Origin of the sequence: Pelagibacterium sp. H642, from assembly GCF_031202855.1 — a bacterium.
Taxonomy (GTDB): Bacteria; Pseudomonadota; Alphaproteobacteria; order Rhizobiales; family Devosiaceae; genus Pelagibacterium.
On record NZ_CP101829.1, the window covers coordinates 1,936,175 to 1,957,803 of the forward strand.

A 21,629-nucleotide genomic window follows, 5' to 3' on the forward strand; every position below is an offset into this window, starting at 1 on the left:
TGGATGATCAAACGACACAGGAAACACCGCATCATGCACGGTGCGGTCGAGCACAATGGCGTGCTTTACGCCGGCGGCCATGCGGCAACCGATCTCGACCTCGACATGGCCGGGCAGACCCGGCAGGTGTGCGAAAAGCTCGACGGGCTCTTGGCCGAGTGCGGCACGGACAAGACCAAGATCCTGCATGCGCGCATCTACCTGTCCGACATGTCGGGCAAGGAAGCCATGAACGGGGTGTGGGTCGACTGGATTGGCGAAGACCATCTGCCTTCGCGCGCCACGATCGGGGGCGCCGACCTTGGCGATCCGCGCCGGCTGATCGAGGTGGTTATCACCGCCGCCATCGACTAAGCCATTTTGAACGGTTGGCCGCCGCGAGCGTGGCGGCCAGCCGCCCATCAGGGAGTTCCCTTACGTGATCCGCTATATACTGGGAAAGCTTGCGGTTCTCATCCCGACCTTTGTCGGGATCACCATCGTGGCCTTCGGCTTCGTGCGGCTTCTGCCCGGTGACCCGCTGCTGCTGATGGCCGGCGAGCGGGGGCTGACGCCCGAGCGCTATGCCGAACTGATGGCTCAATACGGGTTCGACCGGCCGCTCTGGGAGCAGTATCTTTCCTATCTCGGCGGTCTGCTACAGGGGGATTTCGGCACCTCGCTGGTGACGCGCCGGCCAGTGCTTGCAGATTTTGCTACCTTTTTCCCCGCAACGGTTGAGCTGGGTCTTTGCGCCATGCTGCTGGCCTGCCTGATCGGGCTGCCGCTCGGGGTGCTGGCCGCCGTCAAGCGCGGGAGCTGGTTCGACCAGATCTCCATGTCCGCCGCCCTTGTGGGCTATTCCATGCCGATCTTCTGGTGGGGCCTTCTGATGATCATCCTCTTTTCGGGGATGCTGGGCTGGACGCCGGTTTCAGGGCGGATTTCGCTCATGTACTATTTCCCGGCACCGACCGGGTTCATGCTGATCGACAGCCTCTTGTCGGGGCAGGAGGGGGCTTTCCAGTCGGCGGTCCAGCACCTGATCCTCCCCTCAATCGTTCTGGCCACCATTCCCATGGCCGTGATCGCCCGTCAGGCACGCTCGGCCATGCTCGAAGTGCTGGGCGAGGACTATGTCCGCACAGCGCGGGCCAAGGGCCTGGGGCCCAATCTGGTGATCGGCCGGCATGCGTTGCGCAATGCGCTGATCCCGGTGGTCACCGTCATCGGGCTGCAGGTGGGGGCGCTGTTTGCCGGCGCCATTTTGACCGAGACGATCTTTTCCTGGCCGGGGATCGGCAAATGGATCGTCGATTCCATTTCGCGGCGCGACTACCCGGTGGTGCAGGGGGGCCTGCTGATCATCGCGGTGGTGGTTATGGTCGTGAATCTTGTCGTCGACGTGCTCTATGCCGTCATCAACCCACGGATACGCCATGGCTGACCCGGTTTCCCCCACTGCGCCAGAGCTCGATGCCCGCGCCGGCACGTTCCGCGGCTCGCTTGCCGATTTCTGGCGCGATTTCAGCCGCAACCGCGGGGCGATCGCGGGGCTGTGCATATTGATCGTTCTGGCGATGGTTGCTCTGTTTGCTCCGTTCATCGTGCCGCACGATCCGACATGGCAGTATCGCGACGCGATCCTGGTGCCGCCCATGTGGCTCGAAGGCGGGATGGCGCAGTTTCCGCTCGGAACCGACGCGGTGGGCCGCGACATCCTCTCGCGTCTCATCATGGGATCGCAGTATTCGCTCACCATCGGCCTGGTGGTCGTCACCATCGCCGTCGTGGTGGGCACGGTGCTGGGGCTGGTTTCAGGCTATTTCGGCGGCTGGATCGATACGGTGGTCATGCGGGTGATGGACGTCATCCTCGCCTTTCCCTCGCTGCTTCTCGCTCTTGTGCTCGTCGCGATCCTGGGGCCGGGGCTGACCAATGCGATGATCGCCATCGCGCTGGTGCTCCAGCCCCATTTCGCGCGGCTGGCGCGGGCCAGCGTGATGGCCGAGAAGGGCCGGGAATACGTGACGGCGGCCCGGGTGGGCGGGGCTTCGGCGCTGCGGCTGATGTTCCGCACCATCCTGCCCAATTGCCTTGCCCCGCTCACCGTGCAGGCGACGCTCTCGTTCTCGACGGCAATTCTCGATGCGGCGGCGCTGGGCTTTCTCGGGTTGGGGGCGCAACCGCCCACGCCGGAATGGGGAACCATGCTGGCCGAGGCGCGCGAATTCATCCTGCGCGCATGGTGGGTCGTGACATTCCCCGGCCTTGCCATCCTCGTCACCGTGTTGGCCATCAATCTTTGCGGCGACGGGCTGCGCGACGCTCTCGATCCGCGGCTGAAGAGGAGTTGAGCATGGCGCGATTGCTCGAAATCGAGGATCTGACGGTTACCTTCGAAACCGCGCGCGGGCCGCTCCATGCCGTCGATGGGATCGACATGCATGTGGATGGGGGTGAAGTGCTCGCCATCGTTGGGGAAAGCGGCTCGGGCAAATCGGTCGCCATGCTGGCCGTAATGGGACTTTTGCCCGATACGGCCAAGGTGTCGGCCAAGGCGATGCGATTTGACGGCATCGACATGATGGGGCTCGACGACCGGGCCAGACGCCGCATCATCGGCCGCGACGTCGCCATGATCTTTCAAGAACCCATCGCTTCGCTCAATCCCTCCTTTACGGTGGGATTGCAGATTGGGGAGGTGCTCAAAAAGCACCAGAGCCTTGGACGGGCCGAGCGCCGGGCGCGCACGATCGAACTGCTCGAAGCCGTCGGGCTGCCCGATCCCAAGGGCAAGCTTTCGGCCTATCCGCATCAAATGTCGGGCGGGCAATGCCAGCGCGTGATGATCGCCATGGCCATTGCCTGCAATCCCAAGCTGCTGATCGCCGACGAGCCCACAACGGCGCTCGATGTGACGATCCAGAAGCAGATCCTCGACCTGTTGCTCAAGCTCCAGGAAGAGAGCGGCATGGGGCTGATCCTCATCACCCACGACATGGGCGTGGTGGCGGAAACCGCCGACAGGGTGATCGTCCAGTACCAGGGCAAGAAGCGCGAGGAGGCCGATGTCTTGAGCCTCTTTGAAACGCCCAGGGATGCCTATACCCGGGAGTTGCTCGCCGCGCTTCCCGACAGGGGCGGGGATGGACCGCTCGAGACTGTGAGGATCCAATGAGCGAGACCTCGACCGCGCCGGTCGTTCTATCCGCCAAGGGGCTGGTGCGTGAATATCCGGGCAAGGGCGGGCTGTTCGGGCGCAAGGCGCCACTGCGCGCCCTCAAAGGCGTGGATTTGACGCTGCATCAGGGCCAGACCCTGGCGGTGGTGGGGGAATCGGGGTGCGGAAAATCGACGCTTGCCCGTATCCTCACCCTTATCGATCCGGCGACAGACGGGGAATTGACCATCGACGGCACCCCGATCGACGTCGCCCGCGAGCGGCCGAGCGCCCAAATGCGCCGCAAGGTGCGGATCGTTTTCCAATCTCCCTACAATTCCCTCAATCCCCGCCAGAAGATCGGCGATGCGATCGGGGACGAATTGCTGCTCAATACCGACCTTTCGGCCACCCAGCGGCGCATGGCGGTGCTCGAAATGCTCGAGCGGGTGGGGTTGCTGCCCAGCCATGCGGATCGCTATCCGCATATGTTTTCGGGCGGCCAGCGCCAGCGCGTGGCCATCGCGCGGGCACTGATGGTCAAGCCCAAGGTGGTGATCCTCGACGAGCCGGTGAGCGCGCTCGACCTTTCGGTGCAGGCCCAGGTGCTCAACCTTCTCGCCGAACTGCAAGCCGATTTCGGGCTCTCCTACATCTTCATCAGCCACGATCTGAGCGTGGTGCGGCGCATCTCGGACGAGGTGATGGTGATGAATGCTGGCGAGGTCGTGGAGCGTGGGCCGTGCGAAGCGGTGTTTTCGGCACCCAGCCACCCCTACACACGCCAGTTGCTTGAGGCGACGCCTTCCACCGACACCAACGCCATCCGTGAACGGATCGCCAGGCGCGCGGCGCTCCGTGCCCAAAAGGACAATGCATCATGACTACGCAAATTCCCCAGGACGTCCGCCGGGACGACCGCTATGCCACGGGTGAAAAATTCGCATCCCTGCGCGGCATCAAGGCCGCGGCCCGGGCCAAGCTGTCGGAAACCAACTGGAACTATCTCCAGTGCGGGACGGGTGACGAGATCACGGCGCGGGAGAACGTCGCGGCATTCGACCGCTATCTTTTCGACGCGCCGCTTTTTACCGGCGTCGCCAATCCCGATACGCGCACGAATGTTCTGGGATACGAGCTGAGCTTTCCCGCCTTTACCGCGCCGTTCGGCGGGGGCGAGACATTGTTCCATCCCGAGGGGATGCTGGCGGTGGGCCGGGCCGCGCATGCGGCGGGCATCCGCCAGATGGTGCCGGTGGCGGCCGGGCATTCGCTGGAAGATGTGCGGGAGGCAAGCCCTGCCGCCGTCGTTTTCCAGATGACGTTTTGCGGCGAGGAGAGCGCGGTCATCGATATGATGCACCGGGCCAAGGACGCCGGATACGAATATATCTGCGTGACCTTCTCGCCCATCCGGCAATGGCGCGAGCGCATGATGGAAGACCGGTTTTCGCTGCCGGCGGGAGAAAAGCCCTCCAATTTCGGGCCGGGCAAATCCGATATCTCTATGCTCACCGAACTGCTCGATTTCACCGAGCCGCGCTGGGGATGGGACAAGGCCGCGAACGTGATCGCCCAGGCACCGCTGCCCTGCATCGTCAAGGGCATCGGCGGGCGCGCCGATGCGCGGGCGGCGCTCAAGGCCGGCGCCCAGGGGCTGTATGTTTCCAACTATGGCGGGCGCACCATTGACCGCACGCCGGCGGCGATCACGACGCTTGCCGAAGTGCGGGCGGAAGCTGGACCCGACGTGCCGATCATCTTTGATTCCGGCATTCGCCGCGGCAGCGACATCGCAACGGCCATCGCCTTGGGCGCCAACGCGGTGGCCCTGGGCAGGATCGCGGCGCTGGGGCTGGCCGCCGACGGGGAGGCGGGCGTCAAGCGTGTCCTCGACCTATTGCGTGACGAGTTCTGGACGACGCTCGGCCATCTGGGCTGCAGCGCCGTTTCCGATCTTTCGCCTGAAGTGTTCAGGACGATGCCGTGAAGATCGTCGTCATCGGCGGCGGAGCGATCGGCGCCAATATCGCCTATCGGCTCGGCGTCGAGGGCGCAGACGTGACCCTGATCGAAGCGCGGGTACCCGGTTCGGGCACCAGCGGGGCGTCGTTTTCCTGGCTTTCGTCCTTTCCGCAGGTGAGCTGGAGCGAAGATGCCGGGCGCGCCAAGTTGCGGCTCACGGTCAACGAGACCTTCGAGGCGCTCCATGCGGAGATCGGCGGGGAGTGGCTCGATTGGAGCGGCACGATCACCTATGGCGCGGCGGCTCCCGATTTCCGCCGCTCGGTGGCGGCTTGCCTCGAGCGTGGCATCGATCTCAGGATCATCGACCGGCATGAGCTGGCCCAGATGGCGCCCGGGCTTTCCCCTGGGCCTGACGATGATGCCTTCGTCTACGAACCCCGTTCGGGGTGGGTCGACGCGCCGGCGATGATCGAGCGATTGGTCAAGGCGCTGCGGGGACGCAAGGGCAGGGTGCTCACGGGGCGCTCGGTTGCCGCGATCACGATCAAGGGTGACGCGGTGAAGGGCGTCGTGCTCGACGATGGCAGCGCGATCGAGGCCGATGCCGTGGTCAACGCGGCGGGAAGCTGGGCGTCCCATGTCTCGGCCCTGGCCGGTCTGGCGGTGCCGCTCGATCTCGTCCCTGGAGTGATGATCTACGCGCGCGGCGCTTCGGGGGCGTTGCCCAAGCAGGTCATCAATGGGCCCGACTGGCTGATGCGGCCCGAGCCGGGCGGCAAGGTCGCCATCCACTGGCGCGGAGGGGGGCTGACGGCGGTCCATGGCGGCAATGGCAGCGATCCAGCTTCGATGATTGCCGATATCGCGTGCCATGTCCCGGCGCTGCGGGAGGGTGCGATCGAGGATGTGCGCATCGGAATCCGCGCCATTCCCCATGGCGGGCCGGTGCTGGGCGCATTGCCCTGGCTGCCGGGGTTCTATCTTGCCGTTTCCCATGGTGGAGTGGGCTGGGGACCGATCTGGGGCCGACTTGCGGCAACCGAACTGCTCAAGGGCGAGACGGTGTCCGAACTTTCGGGCATGCGGCCGGACCGCTTCTATATGCAAGCGGCGCCGTTGGGGCGGTTTGCGGACGATGCCGAACAAGTGTGATCGGCGCTTGCGCTGAGGCCCGGCGCCGGGTCATGGTCTCCCGGTGTTCAAGCGGGTGCAAGCGATGCGGGCGATAGAAATCGACGGCAAGGGTGGTCCTGAGGTCCTGCGGCTCGTCGAGCGGCCGGTGCCTCGGCCGGGACCGGGCGAGGTGCAGATCCGGGTGGCGGCGGCCGGGGTCAATGGCGCGGATCTGGCGCAGCGGCGCGGGGTCTATCCGCCGCCCGAGGGAGCGTCCGATCTTCCCGGATTGGAGGTTGCCGGGACCATTTCTTCGATCGGCGAAGGGGTCGAGGGCCTTGCCCTGGGCGAGAGGGTTTGCGCGCTGCTGGTTGGCGGGGGCTATGCCGAGTTTTGCACTGTGCCGGCCGGGCAGATGCTGCGCCTGCCGCAAAATGTCGATACGATCGAAGGGGCCGGGCTTATCGAGACTGTTGCGACGGTCTGGGCCAATGTATTCGAGGCCGGCCGGTTGCGGGCGGGCGAAAAGCTGCTGGTCCATGGCGGCGCCAGCGGCATCGGCACCACGGCGATCCAGCTTGCCAAACTGATGGGCGCAACGGTCTTTGCGACCTGCGGCAGCGGCGAGAAGGCGGAGCGCTGCCGCGATCTGGGTGCCGATCGGGCGATCAATTACAGGACCGAGAGCTTCGCCGAAGTCATCAGGGCCGAGGCGGGGGATGTCGATGTGATCCTCGACATTATCGGCGGACCATATCTGGGCGACAATATCGGCTCGCTGGCCCGCGGCGGGCGGCTGGTGTTCATCGCCTTTTCCGGCGGGCGGATGGGGCAACTCGATATCGCCCGGGTGATGATGAACGGGCTGACGGTGACCGGCTCGACCTTGAGGAGCCGGCCGGTGGCCGAAAAGGCGCGGCTGATCGCGGCGGTGCGGGAGCATGTCTGGCCGCTTTTGGCGTCGGGCGCCTTCCAGCCGGTGATCGATTCACGCTTCCCGCTGGAAAGGGCCGCCGACGCCCACCGCCGCATGGAAGCGAGCGGGCATGTCGGCAAGATCGTTTTGACGCTCTAGGCCTGCGGCGAGCGGCCGCTCCCCATGCGCTTGGTTGTTTCCTCCGCTTGATTCCGCGATCGTTTACGCATTGCATTGGTGCAAGCGTTTCTCGGTCACCTCTTACGCACCGATTGTGATGGAAAACTGAAGGTGCTGACGCTTTGGTTAAGCCGCAAGATTGAGGCGAGCGAGTTCGGATGCGATGAAGCTGCCGGGTTCAGGGGCGCGAAGGGTTCCCAAGGCCCGGGAGGTGAGGGCGCTATTCCAGATATGGACGCTCAAGGTTTCGGGGGCGATGAAATCCTCAATGCGGCTGCCGGCTTTGAGGAGCTGATCGGCGCCGCCATAATCGATGGGGTAGAAGACCTCCTTGGGCTGCACGAAAGGGGCAAGGCCCATGGCCTGGATATAGTGGTTAAGGGACACCGGTCCGGTGGCGCCGAACTGCATGTGGTGGACCGGCAATTCCTCCCCCAGCGCGCGGCGGATCACCACCTCCAAATGCCGCCAAGGGGCGAGACCGGGGGGGATTTCGCCGCTGGTGAAGACCTTTTGCAGGGCGGCGAGCAGCTCGCTGCCGGCGGGGCAGGCAAAAACCGCCTGATTGACTTGGGCCTTGAAGCCGTTGCGCAGCGAGGGGTGGTTCTCATAGCCGAAGACGTAATCGGGCAATCCGGCATAGGGCTTGATGCAATAGACGTCGCAATCGACCCAGATGCCGCGCTCCTGCGCCATGAGTTCGAGCCGGAACAGGTCGGCGAACACGGCGGGGGTGCGGGTGCCCTTATAAAAGAACATTCTTTCGCGCGGCAGGATGCCGGCGGCGTCGGCCAGTTCGACCCCCGGCGGCACATCGGTCAGCGTGTCGTAGGAAAAGAGGGTGACCCGGTGGCCCTTTTCGACAAAGGAGGCAAGGCATAGACGGGCGAGATAGGTGAGCGGGCCGTGCCAGAACGAGCAGATGGTGGGAAGATCGGGCACGCTTAGGTCCTAAGGAAGGGCAGGAACCGGCCGGCACGGCGGCGCAGGCGATGACGGAAGAACTTATAAAAGATTCGGTTGGTCATCACGTGACGGTACATGCGGAAAAAGGCAACCCTGGAGATGAGGTTCCAGGGCTTGGCGCGGCCGACATAGTGGAGATTGTAGACCTCCAGCCCCTCATGGGCGAAATCGGGGCCGATGACGTTCCATTTGGCATCGAGAGGATGATAATTGTTGCGGAACAGGATGTTGAGAAAATCCTGGTCGTAATAGATCCGGCCCATGATCCCCTGTTCGGTGAACTCCACGATCCGGTCGGCGACCTTGGCGGCGCGCCATTTTTTCATGTCGATCAAGAGCAGGCCGGCGTTGAAATAGGGGTCGGCGGGATCGAAGAGGTCGCGATTGTTGCGGAAATCGCGGCCGGTGGCGATGAAGGCGCCCCAGCGCTCGGGCACCGCGCCGAGCGTCTTGCCGCCCAGATCGGTGGTCCAGAGCTTTTCGATGGGGGCGAGGACCATCATGTCGCTGTCGAGATAGATGAGACGCTCGACGTCGGGCGGCAGCAGCTCGTCGAACAACAGGCGCGCATAGACGATGTTGGTCAGGCGCTTGTCATAGGGAAGGTGGGAGATCTTCTCGTTGAAGGACACCGATTGGGTGATGTCGTAGAATTTGAGCGTGGCGCCGAATTCGGTTTCGAGCTCGCGCAGATCGTCGATCTGGTCGGCGGGCAGCGGGCGGTGGCAGAGATGGAAGACCAGATCGCTGCGGCGGCGGGTGTGCAAACAGATCGAGCGCATGGTGCCAAAGGCCGGGGCCCAGAAATTGGCGTCGAAGGTCAGCGCGATGTGGATCGGTCCGCTTTCAAGCTCGCTCATTACAAAAAATCGTCCGGTAGCTCTTTTGGCAAGGCCCCGTGAGTGCACCGGGCAAGAGCGTTATGCAACAAATTTATGACAGAGTAAGGCGAAGGCTAGAGCGCGCCGGCATAGCGGCGGGCATCAGCATCGAGGGCTTCTAGGCGCCTCAGGGAAAGGGCCGGGGGGCGGTCGCTGTCGCGCGATTCCTTCCAGCCGGTGTTGATGGCCTTGAAGTGCCAAAACGGGGCCTCCGGCGCGGCGCGCAGCAGCGATCTGGGCACGTCATAGATGCGGTGGACGCTGGGTTTGGCGCCCAGATCGGCGATCCAGTCGCGGCTGGGGTCGAGCACCCATTTGTTGGCGCAATGCGACAGGAAGGGGAGGCGGCTGGTCTGGCGATAGGCGAGATGCGGGATGTCCCCTGGGGCGGTGTCGGTCACGACCGGCTCGATCCAGCGCCCCTTGAGGGTCACCAGCCCGTCGGGGCTTTGGCGGGCGAAATGGAAAATGGTTCTGCCTTCGAGCGTGCCGACCAGTTCGTCGATATCGCAGTTGAGAAGCCCTCCGGCGCGGCCGGCGAAGCGGCGCAGGGCGACGTTGAGGCTCGAAACCTGCAGGAAGTGCGGATAGTGCGGGCGGTCGAGGATGGCGGGGTCCTTGCGGCCGTATTTGTGCGGCCAGGAGAGAATGGCGACCTCGGCCATGCCGTCCACCGAGAGGGCGCCGGCGATTTCGGCCGGGGGGTAGCGGGTCGAGCCGTTATCGAAGAACAGGCAAGCATCGGCACCGTGCAGCCGGACATGCCATTTCGCCCAGGCGGTGATCCAGTCCAGGTCATTGTCCTTGTTCATGGTGACGAGGACGTTCCGGCCTTCGAAGCGCTCGGCCTGGTTGGGCTGGATGGGGAGGCTGAAGTTCAGGTCGGCGAAGGCAAGGTCGATTTCCCGCGCGGTGTCGGGAACGCCGTCCAAGGCGATCAGCATGGTCGAGCGCGAGGGGAAAAACGCCGCGTTGAGGGGCGTTCCGTTCGCCGTAAAGCGCGCGTCGCGAAAGAGCGGATCGAGATTGAGGGCGGGGGGGCAGACAAGGATCACCCTTTGCCCCGACATATCCCAAAAACAATCATAGACCAGCGCCCGGGATTCGTAGCGCTTCAGAAACTCCGCCGGCCGTTTGCGTTCGGGCTTGCGCGGCAGACGGCGCAGGGGCGAGCTTTCGGGGAGGAAGACCGATGAGGAGGCGGGGAACACCGGATCGGTTTGCTGCATCGAGCGGCCTTTCGAAAGCGTCATGGTCGCGGCCATATCAGACTGGCAGGGAGGCGCAAGGCGTCAGGGGCGGGGACGGCAGTGGGTCGCATCCTTGAGGACGTCCTTGCTGACTGGTCCGGCGATCGAGAAAACATCGAGTTCGAACGCCATGCCCGAAAGGGCGAGGCCGCAGACGCGGTGGTTGAAATCCATGATGTATTGTCCGCCATCGGGCAGGGCAAAGGTGGGGATTTCGAGCCGGATGGGCGCTGGGCCGCTCCGGTAGAGATCGGCGAAATGGATGATGCTGGACCGGTGCGGCTCGGGGACGCGAGCAAGTTTGGCGAGCACTTCGTCCACGCGCATCTGCCGCATGGCCAGCCAATGGAGGAAATGGCCGTTTATGCGGCCCAGGCTGTAGCGGAAGAAGGTGTGGTAGCGGCTGAGCGCCGTGGGATCGGTGAGCGTGAGACGGGTGACGGGCCAGCTCTCGGCCTCGAAGCGCGGCCAGTTGAAGCCGACGGTGATCTCGGGGAAGCGCTCGCGGAAGGCGTGCGGCGAAAGGGCGGAAACCTCAGACGTACTCATGAGGCCGCTCCGGCACCGAGGGTGCGGCGGAGCCGCCGGCCGAACCGCTTGAGACCGCCATCCCAGAATTTGAGGTCCTTGAGAATGCGCCGGTCGACCGGGCCATTGAGGGTGGCGAGCGTCAAACGGAAGGGGCGGCCGGCGATGGCGGCGGCGGTGGCGCGGTGATTGCCGTCGAGCAGCAGGAAGCCCTCTTTGCCAAGCGCATAGGCGGGGATCACCATTTCAATCGGCTCGTCCCCGACCGCGTTGAACGCTGCGACATAGCGCTCGAATGCGGCGCGATTGGCGGGCTCGAATTCATCGAGCCGTCGGCGCACCTCACTGATCCGCATCGGGAAGGCGAAGGGGTTCTTCATCGAACATTCCACCTGGGTGGGCGTGCCGCGATAGCAGGTGAAAAGGGCGTCGAGTGCTTGCCGGTCATCGATCGTCTCCAGGCTGTAGCGCGCCGCGCCCTCCGGGATGCGATCCCGGTGCAGCCGCATCTTCGTCGATAAGCCGTCAAAGACTTCTTGTGCGTCGGACATTTGTCTCATTTCTGTGGCGACACTCCGATTGTGCCGATGTATTGGTCTTGGCGCTCGCGACCGGGTTGTCCTATACGCGCTGGTCGGAAAATTCGCGATGCTTTCCGCATCGATCTGGAGACAGCATGCTACAAAGACTGGGCACCGCCCCGACAATCGCCACCTGGATCGTCCTGATCTCGCTGTTGGTTCTGGCAAATCTCATCGGCAACGCTTCTCCTTATATCTATCTTATCGTTCTCGTCATCGCCTGGCCGTTCCTGTTCATGGATGCCGATGCACGCCATGCAATGAACCGCTGGGAATCCTACGCCTATCTTTGCGCCTTTCTCTTCATGCTCGTCGCCTTCATCTTTGCGGCAGGCGGCTGGGAGCATTTCGAGAATGTGGGCAATTTCCTGCCCTATCTGCTGTTCATTCCCACCATTGGCTTGCTGGACCGCTCGGCCAGGCCCAACAACACGCTGATCGTTGCGACATTGGCGCTGGTCGGGGCGATCATCGCCCTGGGCACGGCGGTCTATGACGTGCACATCCTGGGAATCCGGCGGGTGGTCGGCCTGTTCAACACCACCAATCCCTTCGCCATGGCCTCGGTGATGCTGGGCTTTCTCTCGCTCATGGGCTTTTGGGCGATCAAGGGCTGGCGGCGCTTCATCTTCTTTGTCGGCCCGCTGGTTGCCACTTATGCCGTCATTCTGGCCGGCACGCGGGCGGCGATCCTGATCATCATGGCGCTGTGTGTCTTGTTTGCGATCTTCGTTGGCGTCAAGCTGTCCAATCGAGGGCGGCTGATCCTGGCCGGCGCCGCGGTGCTCGCCGGCAGTGTCGGGGTGGCGGGGGTGATCGCGCTGGGCGCCGATACCCGCGCCTTCCAGGCGATCGAATCGATCTATCTGTTCCTGACCGAAGGCCAGGCCATCGACCGCTCCGTCGCTATCAGGCTCGAACTCTATCGCGGCGGGATCCTGGCGTTTTTCGACGCACCGATCTTCGGGCATGGCTGGCGGCATCACGTGCAGGCGGCGCGGCCCTATATGATGGACCCCAGCATCGCCGAACATGTGGCCCGCTGGTCGCATCTTCATAACGATTACATCAATTTCGCCGCGCTGGCCGGCATATTCGGGCTCGCCTCCTATTTCATCTATCTGCTGGTTCCCATCGTCGCGACCTGGAGATCCGAACGCGACAGCCAGCATCACGCGCGCCTCTATGGCGGCTTTGTGGTCAGCGCCTGCTATGCGATCTACGGCATTTTCGGATCGGCCTTCGCCGCCGAACTGTTGTTATGCTTTGGGGCGGTGTTTACGGCGGTGCTGCTGGGCTTCTGCAAGGACCGGCCGCGCGCTTAGATTGGGCGTTGTTACATAACTGTCATCTGGCGCGACTAGATGAGGCTGAATCGAGAAACGGTTCAGCCAAGGCAATCATCCATGTCATCCCATAAGGGCGCCGATCCGATCCATGTCGCGCTCACCTTTGACGACGGGTTCTGGGCACCGGCTTATGCCACCATGCGCTCGATATGCCTTGCGACCCACCGTCGCCGCGATCTGGTTTTCCATCTCTGCCATCGTCCGCTCTCGCCCGAGCACCGCGCCGACCTTATGGAAATCGAGGTCGAATTCGGTGCCAGCCTGCGATTTTACGACCTTACCCAGACGCCGAAATTCCGCGAGCTCATGGGCAGGGTGCCCTATCACAAGCGGTTGACCGACATCGTCTATGCGCGTTTCGTGCTCGAAAGCTTCCTGCCCGCCGACGTCAGGCGCATCATCTATCTCGACTGCGATATGATGATGATGGCGCCCATCGAAGGGCTGTGGGAAGCCGATCTGGGCGGCAAGCCGGCAGCGGCGGTGCCCGAGCCCTGGGGCAAGCTGATCGGCAGCGGGCGCGACATCGCCGAAAAGAGCGACCTGCTCGATCCGGCCGATCCTTATTTCAATGCGGGCCTTCTGGTGCTCGATCTCGAGCGCTGGCGCGAGCTGGACGTCTTCGGCAAGCTCGAGGCGCTGATCGCCGACGGCTCGGTCGACCGGCTGAGCTACAGCCAGAACGTCATCAACCTCATTTTGAAGGACAAGTGGCAGCCGCTCGATACGCTCTGGAACGTCATCGATCCGCACCGCGCTCATGTCTCGCTCAACCCCTACAATCTCCATTACACGGGCGACACGAGGCCCTGGACGCTGACGGCGCATCTGCGCGGGGTGGGCTATGCGCGGATCTACCGGCACATGATGACCAATGCGCTGTTCTATAAGTTCTGGCGCTATCGCATGAAAAAGACGGTCGGCAAATACCTGCCCTTTATCGGGACGAGCCGCCGCGTGCGGGGTTCGTCCGCGCCGCGTCCGGCCACTCCGCCCGCCGCGTAGACCTGCCAAAGGACCCTTGGTCATGCACACTCTGGGCGACGGCCCGATTCACATCGCGCTCACCTTCGACGATGATTTCTGGGCGCCCGCCTTTGCGACGATGCGCTCGATCTGCGTTTCCACCCAGCGCAAGCGCGATCTGGTTTTCCACCTCTGCCATCAGCCGATGACCGAAGAGCATCGGGCCGATCTTCTCAAGATCGAAAACGAGTTCGGCTCGGCGCTGCACTTTTACGATCTGAGCAAGACCGAGCATTTCCTCGATCTTTTGGGGCGCGTGCCGAAAAACAAGCGGTTGGGCGACATTCCCTATGCGCGGTTCGTCATGGACCGGTTCCTTCCCGCCGAGATCGAGCGGCTGATCTATCTCGATTGCGACATGATGGTGGTTTCGCCCATCGAGCGGATCTGGGAAGCCGATCTTGGGGACAAGCCGTTCGCGGCGGTGGAAGATGCCTGGGGCAAGCTGCTTGCGGCCCATCACGATTTGCGCGGGCGCGGCGGCGTGCTCGATCCGGCCGACCCCTATTTCAATGCGGGATTGCTGGTGATCGACATGAAGCGCTGGCGCGATTTCGGGGTCGCCGAAAAGCTCGAGACGCTGATCAATGACGGCACCGCCGCCAAATTGAGCTTCAGCCAGAACGTTCTCAACCTGATTTTCCGCAACAATTGGCAACCCCTCGATGCCGGTTGGAACGTCACTTCCCCCAAGCCCGAACATGAGCGCATGGGGGCGCATCTGTTCCACTATACGGGGCACGCCAAGCCCTGGAAGCTTTTCGCCCGCGTTGCGTTTTTCCGGCTCTATCGGCACGTGATGACCAACGAGCTCTACTACCGCTACTTCCGGCATCGAGTGCGGGGGCGGCTGGCGCGCTACCTGCCGTTTTTACGGGCGAGCTAGCGGGCGGTTCCCTCTGCGGTCAATCGGCCAGGCTGCTGCTGGATTCCGGGGACAAGCCCCGGAATGACAGGTGAGGGTTGTGCATCGGTTTTGCCGAACTCCGCCCCGTTCGCTATTGCTCGCGGAAGGCGCGGGCCATGCTGTCGACGATGGGGCGCGCGAGGTATTCAAAGAAGGTGCGCTCGTCGGTTTCGATCAGGATTTCAGCCGGCATGCCCGGGGTCGGCGTGAAACCGTGCACGCGCTCGAGCTGTTCGGCGGGGATGGTCACGCGCGCGATGTAGATTTCCTGATTGCCCTGGGCGGTTTCGGTGACCGAGTCGGCGGAAACGTAGATCACTTCCCCTTCCAGCATGGGCGTCGTGCGCTGGTTGAGCGCCGAGAGCCTGATATTGGCCGGCTGGCCCAACTCGATCTCGTCGATCTGCATGCGCGGGATCTGCGCCTCGATGATGAGAGGAACATCGGAAGGCAGGATTTCGAGGATGGGGCGGCCGCTTTCGATGACGCCGCCGGAGGTGTGGTAGTGCATGCGCACCACGATGCCGTCGACCGGGGAAGTGATCACGGTGCGCGAGAGAATGTTTTCGGCGTCGCGCATCTGTTCGCGCAGGGTTTCCAGTTCGGAGGACACGTCCTGCAATTCGCTCAGCGCCAGTTGTCGGTCTTCGGTGCGCAACTGCTCGATCTCGCGGTTGTGCTGATCGATCTGGGCCTGGCCCATTTGCGCCTCGGCCTCGAGCCGGGCGATGTCGCCATCGGCATCGGCAAGGGCGCGCTGCAGGGAATTGAGCGAGGACAGGGTGGTGAGGCGGCGGTCATAGAGGGTCTGCTGCACCTCGAAGTCGTCGGCCAGCAGTTCGCGCTGGCGGCGCAGGGAGGTGAGCTGGGCGGTGATGCCGCTTGACTGGTATTGCAGCGAGCGGACGTTTTCGCTGAGCACGTCGATGCGGTTCTGCAGGGTCAGGAGCGCCGCCTGGAAGCTTTCCTGCTGGTCGTCGTGGATTGAGCGCACTTCGGGATCGTTAAGGTTCTCGATAATCGAATCCGGCGCCTGATAGGAGGCTTGGCCGTTGACCTGGGCGCGCAGGCGCGCCTCGGTGGCTTCAAGGCGGAGAACGCGCAATTCGAGGCCGCGCGCGGTGGCCAGCGCCGTGGTGCCATCGAGCCGCACCAGTTCCTGGCCGGCGGTGACCCGATCGCCTTCTGTCACCAGCAACTGGCTGATGATGCCGCCCTCAAGGTGCTGGACGATCTTGTTGCTGCCGGTCGCCACGAACGTGCCGGGGGCGATGACGGCCGAAGCGAGCGGGGCCATGCCGGCCCATACGCCGAAGCTGCCGAAGGTGACGGCGATGAGGATGAGCCCGAAGACCGCCTGGGACCGGATCGAACGAGGAACCTCGGAATACCATTCGGTGGTGGGGGAATGGGAAACCAGCGTCATTGGTTATCCTCTCGGCTTGAAATCTGCGGACCGGCCGGGCCTTGGGTCAGAGCGGCGAGAACCTTGGAGCGCTCGCCCAGCATGGCGACCGAACCGTTGTTGAGCACCATGATCTTGTCGACATAGTTGAGGAGCGCGGTGCGCTGGGTGATGGTCACCACGGTGATGCCCTGTTTCTTGGCGTGGATGAGGGCCTTGGCCAGCGCCGCCTCGCCGGGGGAATCGAGATTGGAGTTGGGCTCGTCCAGAACCACCAGGCGCGGGGCGCCGAAAAAAGCCCGGGCGAGCGCGATGCGCTGCTTCTGGCCGCCCGAGAGCGGCGCGCCGTCGGCGGCGACCACGGTTTCATAGCCCTGGGGGAGCGTGGCGATCATTTCATGGACGTCGGCCAGCACGGCGGCGTCATAGATCGCCCTGTCGCTGGCATCGTCGCGCATGCGGGCGATGTTGGCCTTGATGGTGCCGGGAAAGAGCTGCACGTCCTGGGGCAGATAGCCGATGCTTTCGCCGAACTGGCGCATGTCCCAATTGCGCAGATCCATGAGGTCGAGCCGGACATTGCCGGAGGTGGGCAGGATCGAGCCCACCAGCATCTTGCCCAGCGTGGTCTTGCCCGAACCCGAATTGCCGATGATGGCGAGCGATTCTCCGGGCTGGAGGGTAAAGGAGATGCCGTTGAGGATGACCTTCTTTGTCGGCGGGGGGACGAACAGGATGCGCTCGACATCGAGGCGCCCCTGGGGCTGGGGCAGCCGCAGGCGGGGGGTGTTGAGGGGGGATGTCTGGAGCAGGCCGCGGATCTTCTTGAAAGAGGTGCGGAACTGGGTGAAGTGGTGCCAGCCTTCGATCGCCCCCTCGATGGGGGTCAAGGCACGGGCGGCGATGATCGAGGCGGCGATCACCATGCCGCCCGTGATCTCGCCCGAGAGGGCAAGATAGGCGCCCCAGCCGAGCATGGCGACCTGGGTGAGCATCCGGAACGATTTCGAGATCGAGGCGATGATGACGTTGCGGTCCTGCGCGCGGACCTGGGATTTGAGCGAATAGGCCGTGTCACGGCCCCAGATGCGCACGGCCTCGGGGATCATGGCGAGAGCGTTGATGATCTGGGCGTTGCGGGACATGGAATCGAGGTGAAGCGTGGCGCGGCTCAGAAAGCCGTTGGCATCGGAAAAATGCCGCGCGGTCATGCGCTGGTTGATGGTGGCAAAGACGAGCAGCGCCAAGCAGGAGCCGATGACGATGAACCCCAGATGCGGGTGGACCAGAAACACCGCGAGAATGAACAGCGGGGCGAGGGGCGCATCGAGGATGGAGATCAGCGTGCCCGACGTGATGAAGGAGCGCAGTTTCTGCAGGTCGCCCAGGATGTGGTAATCCTTGCTCGATCCATTGAGCGAGGAGCGGGCGGCGGCACTCAGCACCGGGGCGCCGAGCTGGACTTCGAGTTCGACGGCGGTGCGCATGAGGATGAACCGCCTTATGGCGTCCAATACGGCCTGCAGGACCACCGCGCCGATCACGGCGATGGTGAGCATCACCAGCGTATCGACCGAACGGGATGTCAGCACGCGGTCGGAAATCTGGAACAGGTAGATGGGGATCGCCAGGACCAGGATATTGGTCGCGACCGTAAAGATCATCACCATGGCCAGATTGCGCCGGACGGCATTGATGCCGTTCTGAAAGCTCTTGGCGAAATCGGGCAATTCGGCGGGTTTGTGGAAACCGCGCCCTCCTCCTCCGCCGCCCCCATTGTTAGCGCCATTGCCTCCTCCGCCACCGCCTTTGGAGCTGGGGGGCCTGGTGAGAGTTTCTCCATCGAGGACCGGCGCCATTTCGGGCGTGCGGTCGGAGCGGGGGAAAGCAGGATCGGCGCGGCTGTCACTACGCGCCTCAAGAGGCGGTTCGCTCTGTGGCTGCAGCTTGGCCTTGACCTGGGATTGGGAGGCGGGCTGGATCGGAGGCGCGGGCCTGGGTGCGGGAGCGGCGTGTGGACGGGCCTGGGGCGGGGTTGGCTCGGGCGAGCGTTGGGGTTGCGCGGGGGGCGCTGTCCTGGGCGTGGTCGCGGGTTCTGCCGTCGTGCGGGCGGAAGGGCGCACGGGGGCGGGTCCTTGCTCGGGCTGGCGGCTTACGGCGGGCTCGGGCACCACCCGAGGCTGAAAACGTGACTCCGTAGGGGGCTGGACCATGGCTTCGAGTTCGGCAAGCGTTGCATCGATGTTGGCCATGGCCTCCTCGATTGCCGCCTCGTTACGAGAATGGTGCCGCGTCTCGAGCGAGGTGGGCTTGGTGTCCAGAACTGCAGACATTGCAGGAGGCCTTTCAGGTACTCAGGCGAGAACGTGGTCCATGACGTCGTAAGTCGGGCCGGGCGAAACATTGCCGATGGGCTGGGAGTCGAGAGCATCGTCCGCTCCCTCGTCTTCATCGAGAAAGGCGATGACTTCGTTGGCGAGCGTGTCGGGGGAGGAGGGTGCCAGCGGCTGGCCATCGACGATGCCGGACTGGATCAGCATTGCTTCCGAATAGGATTCCCCGCCGACATAGCAGGTCGAGCCATTGGAATCGCTGTCAACGATGCCGGCGGCGTTGACCAGCACATTACCGCCCGTGGTGATCTGCCAATCGCCTGTCTTGCCGGCTTGATCCGTGTAGAGGATCACCTGGTCGCCGTCAGTCAAGATGTTGGTCTGGCTGACGTAGTTGACGTCGTAGATGTTGCCCGAGATGTAGAGGACGTTGAGCATCTGATCGCCCGCATACATCCCGTCATGGGCAAATCCGGCGGGCATCGAATAGTCCCCGTTCCCGAAACCCTCGAAGGCGGTGAGGTAATGATCGGGAAGGCCCTGGGTCCAGTTTGCCGGTCCTACATTGTGGATCGAGGCCTGGTTCCAGAGCAGGTTGCCGCCCGTGGCCACCGAGCCGGTGTTGCCCCCGGTCGCTCCGTGGCTCGAAATCGTGTCGTTGTCGTAGAGGATGTTGGTCTGGGTGATGTAGTTGACGTCGTAGAGATTGCCGCCGATCAGGATCAGATCGTACATCGCGCCCAGATCGGACAGCGAAACGCCGTTAAAGCTTGCATTGGCGCCGGTGCTCACCGTGGTGGTGGTGCCGGTCGCGGTCATCACTAGGCAATCATTGTCCGATTGCAGGGTGTATTGCTGGATCCATTCGAAAAAGATCATGTCACCTTCGACTACGCTCACCTGCCAATTGAGCGGGACGAGATCGGGGTTGAGCTCAGCCTTCTCCCCACCGGCGTCGCGGGTTTCGGTGACGAAGGTGGCGATGTTGGTGGTGACATTGGCCAGATCGTTGGCGGCAGCGAGGGGGAAATCGGCGGCAATGGCGTCGACGTCGGCGAGCACATTGGTCTGGACGATGACGTCCAGTTCGTAGGAATTGCCCGAAACGGCGATCACGGTGCCGGTGAGGCCGGCATTGACGATGGTGGCCTGGTTGATCGCGAGGTTGTGGCCGGCGTCGGCTTCCATGGTGGTTGGCGTTTCGGACGCATCGATCTGGATCGGCACTGACGAGGGTTCGGGCTCTTCCTGGTCTTTCCAGGTAGCCGGAAGGTGATCGTCGAGGTCCGGCGCCTCCTCGTACACCTGGCCATCGACCCAGACGCCCGAGAGGTTTTCTCCGGCCGCCGTGGGGTTTTCGACCGTGGCGATCGTATCGAGCGTTGCTTGGACCCAAGGGGCGACCGCCGCTTCGGAAAAGCCGATGGGATTGTTGGCGAGCGGACCGCCGGCTTGGGCAGCCTGGGCCTTGAGCACGGCCAGCTCGGATGCGGTGTCGGCCGGCGCGGGGATGTCAAAATCGGGGGTACCGATCACGATGACATCGTTGTCGAAGAGAAACTGGTGCTGTTGGACGACGGCGATCATCGAGGGCGGCGGGGGGCCGAGCAGCGGACCTATATCGCTGGCGCCCGAGAACCCGAGGGTCGTATGGGATTGCGCCGTGCCCAGTGTGTCGGGCGTGAACTCCAGAGTGGGAGGCTCGAAGCGAAAGAAGGGCTTTGCGGCCGACATCATCCCCTCATCGGAGGGCGCGCGCCAGCCCACGCTGGGATCATAGCCGAAGATCAGCTCGGGAGGCGTGAAGGGAAGCGCGGCAGCCGCGGGGGCAGGAGCAGGATCGCCTTCGTTCGAAGGCGCCTTGAAGGGGTCGTAGGCCTGGCGCAGGCGGGCCGCTTCAACGGCCATATCGAAATGGCCAATGAAGTGGGCGATGGTTTCGGTCAGGTAGTCGCCATTGGAAAACACCGTCGCTCCCTCCCCGTTTCGGCCGCATCAACGCCGGTGACCCCGCGCAGCGGTCTGCGCGGGGCCGGAATGTTGTCGCGATCAGAAGCTGTCGCCGCTGGTCGTGATCGTGTCGTTGTCGGTCGAACCGCCAACGATCGAGATATCGACGGCGTTCTGCTGCAGGTTGGAACCGAGAACGATGTCGAGGTTGAACGCGGTGCCCTGGAGCTGGATGCCGGCATCGGCAACCGTGGTCCCGTCGCCGTCGGCGCCACCGGAGAACGGATCGATCACCGCATCCCACTGGTTCGCGCCATTGCCCCCGGCCTGCATGTTGAAATTGCCGCCATTGTTCTGCGTCACATCCTGCAGAGCGTCATTGTCGACAATATCGGCGACCTGGTTGACCGCAAAGCCGTCACCAGCACCCGCACCGAAAGCGCCGTTAAAGACGTTCTCGAAGTTGACCGAGATCTCACCGAAGCTCTCGCTCGAGTCGTTGAAAGCGTCGCTGTAGCTTTCGCTGTGCGACTTGAAGGCGTCGGTGATGGCTACGTCCACATCGGTCGTGGTTTCGTTGCTGACCGAGTTGTACGAGTCGTCGATCGACTTGTCGTTCAGGGCATCCTGAAGGCTGACATCGATAGACTCGGAGTTGTCGTTGTGGGAGTTGTGGTCAGACCTATCCGAATTGTCGTTGTTCGAGTCATTGGTTGACTTGTTATTGAACGCATCCTCCACCGCGACATCGACGTCGGTATCGTTGTCTTGGGTTTGGGTTGTAGTGGACTTGTCGTTGAATGCATCCTCGACGGCGACATCGACGTCGGTCGATTCATCATTGCTGTAGTTGTGGGAGTTGGTGTCCGAATTGTCGTCGTTGTCTTCGAAGGTGGCATCGATCGACTTGTCGAGGGCGAAGGACTGTTGGTTCGACCAGTTCTTGGAGTTGTCCGAACCGTCAGCCGAAGCATCGACATCGACGGACTTATCGAGGTTGAACGAATTGTCAGAGCCGTCGGCGGATTGGTCGTTGCCGAAATTGCCGGTCTGGTTGAATTCGCTGCCTTCGAGCATGGTGCCCGAGTTGGAGGCATCCTGGATGCCGTTGTTTTCGTCAGCGCCGTAAGGCAT

20 protein-coding genes are annotated in these 21,629 nt (G+C 63.3%); 11 read left to right on the forward strand and 9 right to left on the reverse strand.

Annotated elements, in window-relative coordinates; translation table 11 throughout:
* Positions 1-3 precede the first annotated feature (3 nt).
* From NO934_RS09510 to NO934_RS09545, 8 genes are all read left to right on the forward strand, one after another.
* Positions 4-354, forward strand: a complete 351-nt coding sequence (locus tag NO934_RS09510; protein ID WP_309159720.1) for a RidA family protein — start codon at positions 4-6, stop codon at positions 352-354.
* Between the two features lie 64 nt (positions 355-418).
* Positions 419-1,426, forward strand: a complete 1,008-nt coding sequence (locus tag NO934_RS09515) for an ABC transporter permease subunit (protein ID WP_309159721.1) — start codon at positions 419-421, stop codon at positions 1,424-1,426.
* On the forward strand, positions 1,419-2,336 hold the full coding sequence (locus NO934_RS09520; RefSeq protein ID WP_309159722.1) for an ABC transporter permease subunit: 918 nt from the start codon (positions 1,419-1,421) through the stop codon (positions 2,334-2,336). The genes NO934_RS09515 and NO934_RS09520 overlap by 8 nt, the downstream gene beginning before the upstream one ends.
* A gap of 2 nt (positions 2,337-2,338) precedes the next feature.
* Positions 2,339-3,160 carry an ABC transporter ATP-binding protein gene (locus tag NO934_RS09525; RefSeq protein WP_309159723.1) on the forward strand — a complete coding sequence of 274 codons (822 nt, stop codon included), beginning with the start codon at positions 2,339-2,341 and terminating at the stop codon, positions 3,158-3,160.
* Positions 3,157-4,026, forward strand: a complete 870-nt coding sequence (locus tag NO934_RS09530) for an ATP-binding cassette domain-containing protein (protein WP_309159724.1) — start codon at positions 3,157-3,159, stop codon at positions 4,024-4,026. Before NO934_RS09525 ends, NO934_RS09530 begins: the two co-directional genes overlap by 4 nt.
* On the forward strand, positions 4,023-5,132 hold the full coding sequence (locus NO934_RS09535) for an alpha-hydroxy acid oxidase (RefSeq protein WP_309159725.1): 1,110 nt from the start codon (positions 4,023-4,025) through the stop codon (positions 5,130-5,132). The genes NO934_RS09530 and NO934_RS09535 overlap by 4 nt, the downstream gene beginning before the upstream one ends.
* On the forward strand, positions 5,129-6,262 hold the full coding sequence (locus NO934_RS09540; protein WP_309159726.1) for an FAD-dependent oxidoreductase: 1,134 nt from the start codon (positions 5,129-5,131) through the stop codon (positions 6,260-6,262). Before NO934_RS09535 ends, NO934_RS09540 begins: the two co-directional genes overlap by 4 nt.
* Before the next feature lie 64 nt (positions 6,263-6,326).
* Positions 6,327-7,298 (forward strand): NAD(P)H-quinone oxidoreductase, encoded by a 972-nt coding sequence (locus NO934_RS09545; RefSeq protein WP_309159727.1) that lies wholly within the window; start codon positions 6,327-6,329, stop codon positions 7,296-7,298.
* 147 nt (positions 7,299-7,445) lie between these two features.
* Here the strand turns inward: NO934_RS09545 and NO934_RS09550 are convergent, their stop codons facing one another.
* From NO934_RS09550 to NO934_RS09570, 5 genes are all read right to left on the reverse strand, one after another.
* The gene (locus NO934_RS09550) at positions 7,446-8,261 is read right to left on the reverse strand and encodes a hypothetical protein (RefSeq protein ID WP_309159728.1); all 816 of its coding nucleotides are present in this window, start codon (positions 8,259-8,261) and stop codon (positions 7,446-7,448) included.
* Between the two features lie 2 nt (positions 8,262-8,263).
* Entirely contained in the window at positions 8,264-9,145 is an 882-nt protein-coding gene (locus NO934_RS09555; RefSeq protein WP_309159729.1) for a glycosyltransferase family 8 protein, read from the reverse strand.
* A gap of 95 nt (positions 9,146-9,240) precedes the next feature.
* A complete protein-coding gene (locus NO934_RS09560) occupies positions 9,241-10,419 on the reverse strand; it encodes a hypothetical protein (RefSeq protein ID WP_309159730.1) in 1,179 nt (392 codons plus the stop codon).
* A 39-nt stretch (positions 10,420-10,458) separates the two neighbouring features.
* Positions 10,459-10,965, reverse strand: a complete 507-nt coding sequence (locus NO934_RS09565) for a hypothetical protein (protein WP_309159731.1) — start codon at positions 10,963-10,965, stop codon at positions 10,459-10,461.
* Entirely contained in the window at positions 10,962-11,495 is a 534-nt protein-coding gene (locus tag NO934_RS09570; RefSeq protein ID WP_309159732.1) for a hypothetical protein, read from the reverse strand. Before NO934_RS09570 ends, NO934_RS09565 begins: the two co-directional genes overlap by 4 nt.
* A gap of 125 nt (positions 11,496-11,620) precedes the next feature.
* On the opposite strand from NO934_RS09570, the gene NO934_RS09575 reads away from it, so the two are divergent.
* The 3 genes from NO934_RS09575 to NO934_RS09585 all read left to right on the forward strand — a co-directional run bounded on the left by NO934_RS09575 (position 11,621) and on the right by NO934_RS09585 (position 14,786).
* Positions 11,621-12,850, forward strand: a complete 1,230-nt coding sequence (locus NO934_RS09575; RefSeq protein WP_309159733.1) for an O-antigen ligase family protein — start codon at positions 11,621-11,623, stop codon at positions 12,848-12,850.
* A gap of 81 nt (positions 12,851-12,931) precedes the next feature.
* Positions 12,932-13,879, forward strand: a complete 948-nt coding sequence (locus NO934_RS09580) for a glycosyltransferase family 8 protein (protein ID WP_309159734.1) — start codon at positions 12,932-12,934, stop codon at positions 13,877-13,879.
* Between the two features lie 22 nt (positions 13,880-13,901).
* The gene (locus tag NO934_RS09585) at positions 13,902-14,786 is read left to right on the forward strand and encodes a glycosyltransferase family 8 protein (protein WP_309159735.1); all 885 of its coding nucleotides are present in this window, start codon (positions 13,902-13,904) and stop codon (positions 14,784-14,786) included.
* A 112-nt stretch (positions 14,787-14,898) separates the two neighbouring features.
* On the opposite strand, the gene NO934_RS09590 is transcribed toward NO934_RS09585, so the two are convergent.
* From NO934_RS09590 to NO934_RS09605, 4 genes are all read right to left on the reverse strand, one after another.
* Positions 14,899-16,233, reverse strand: a complete 1,335-nt coding sequence (locus NO934_RS09590; protein ID WP_309159736.1) for an HlyD family type I secretion periplasmic adaptor subunit — start codon at positions 16,231-16,233, stop codon at positions 14,899-14,901.
* Complete coding sequence (locus NO934_RS09595) at positions 16,230-18,425, reverse strand: type I secretion system permease/ATPase (protein ID WP_375143297.1); 2,196 nt, start codon at positions 18,423-18,425, stop codon at positions 16,230-16,232. The genes NO934_RS09590 and NO934_RS09595 overlap by 4 nt, the downstream gene beginning before the upstream one ends.
* A 141-nt stretch (positions 18,426-18,566) precedes the next feature.
* The gene (locus NO934_RS09600) at positions 18,567-20,513 is read right to left on the reverse strand and encodes a hypothetical protein (RefSeq protein WP_309159738.1); all 1,947 of its coding nucleotides are present in this window, start codon (positions 20,511-20,513) and stop codon (positions 18,567-18,569) included.
* Positions 20,514-20,594: 81 nt separating this feature from the next.
* The gene (locus NO934_RS09605) at positions 20,595-21,629 is read right to left on the reverse strand and encodes a hypothetical protein (RefSeq protein ID WP_309159739.1); all 1,035 of its coding nucleotides are present in this window, start codon (positions 21,627-21,629) and stop codon (positions 20,595-20,597) included.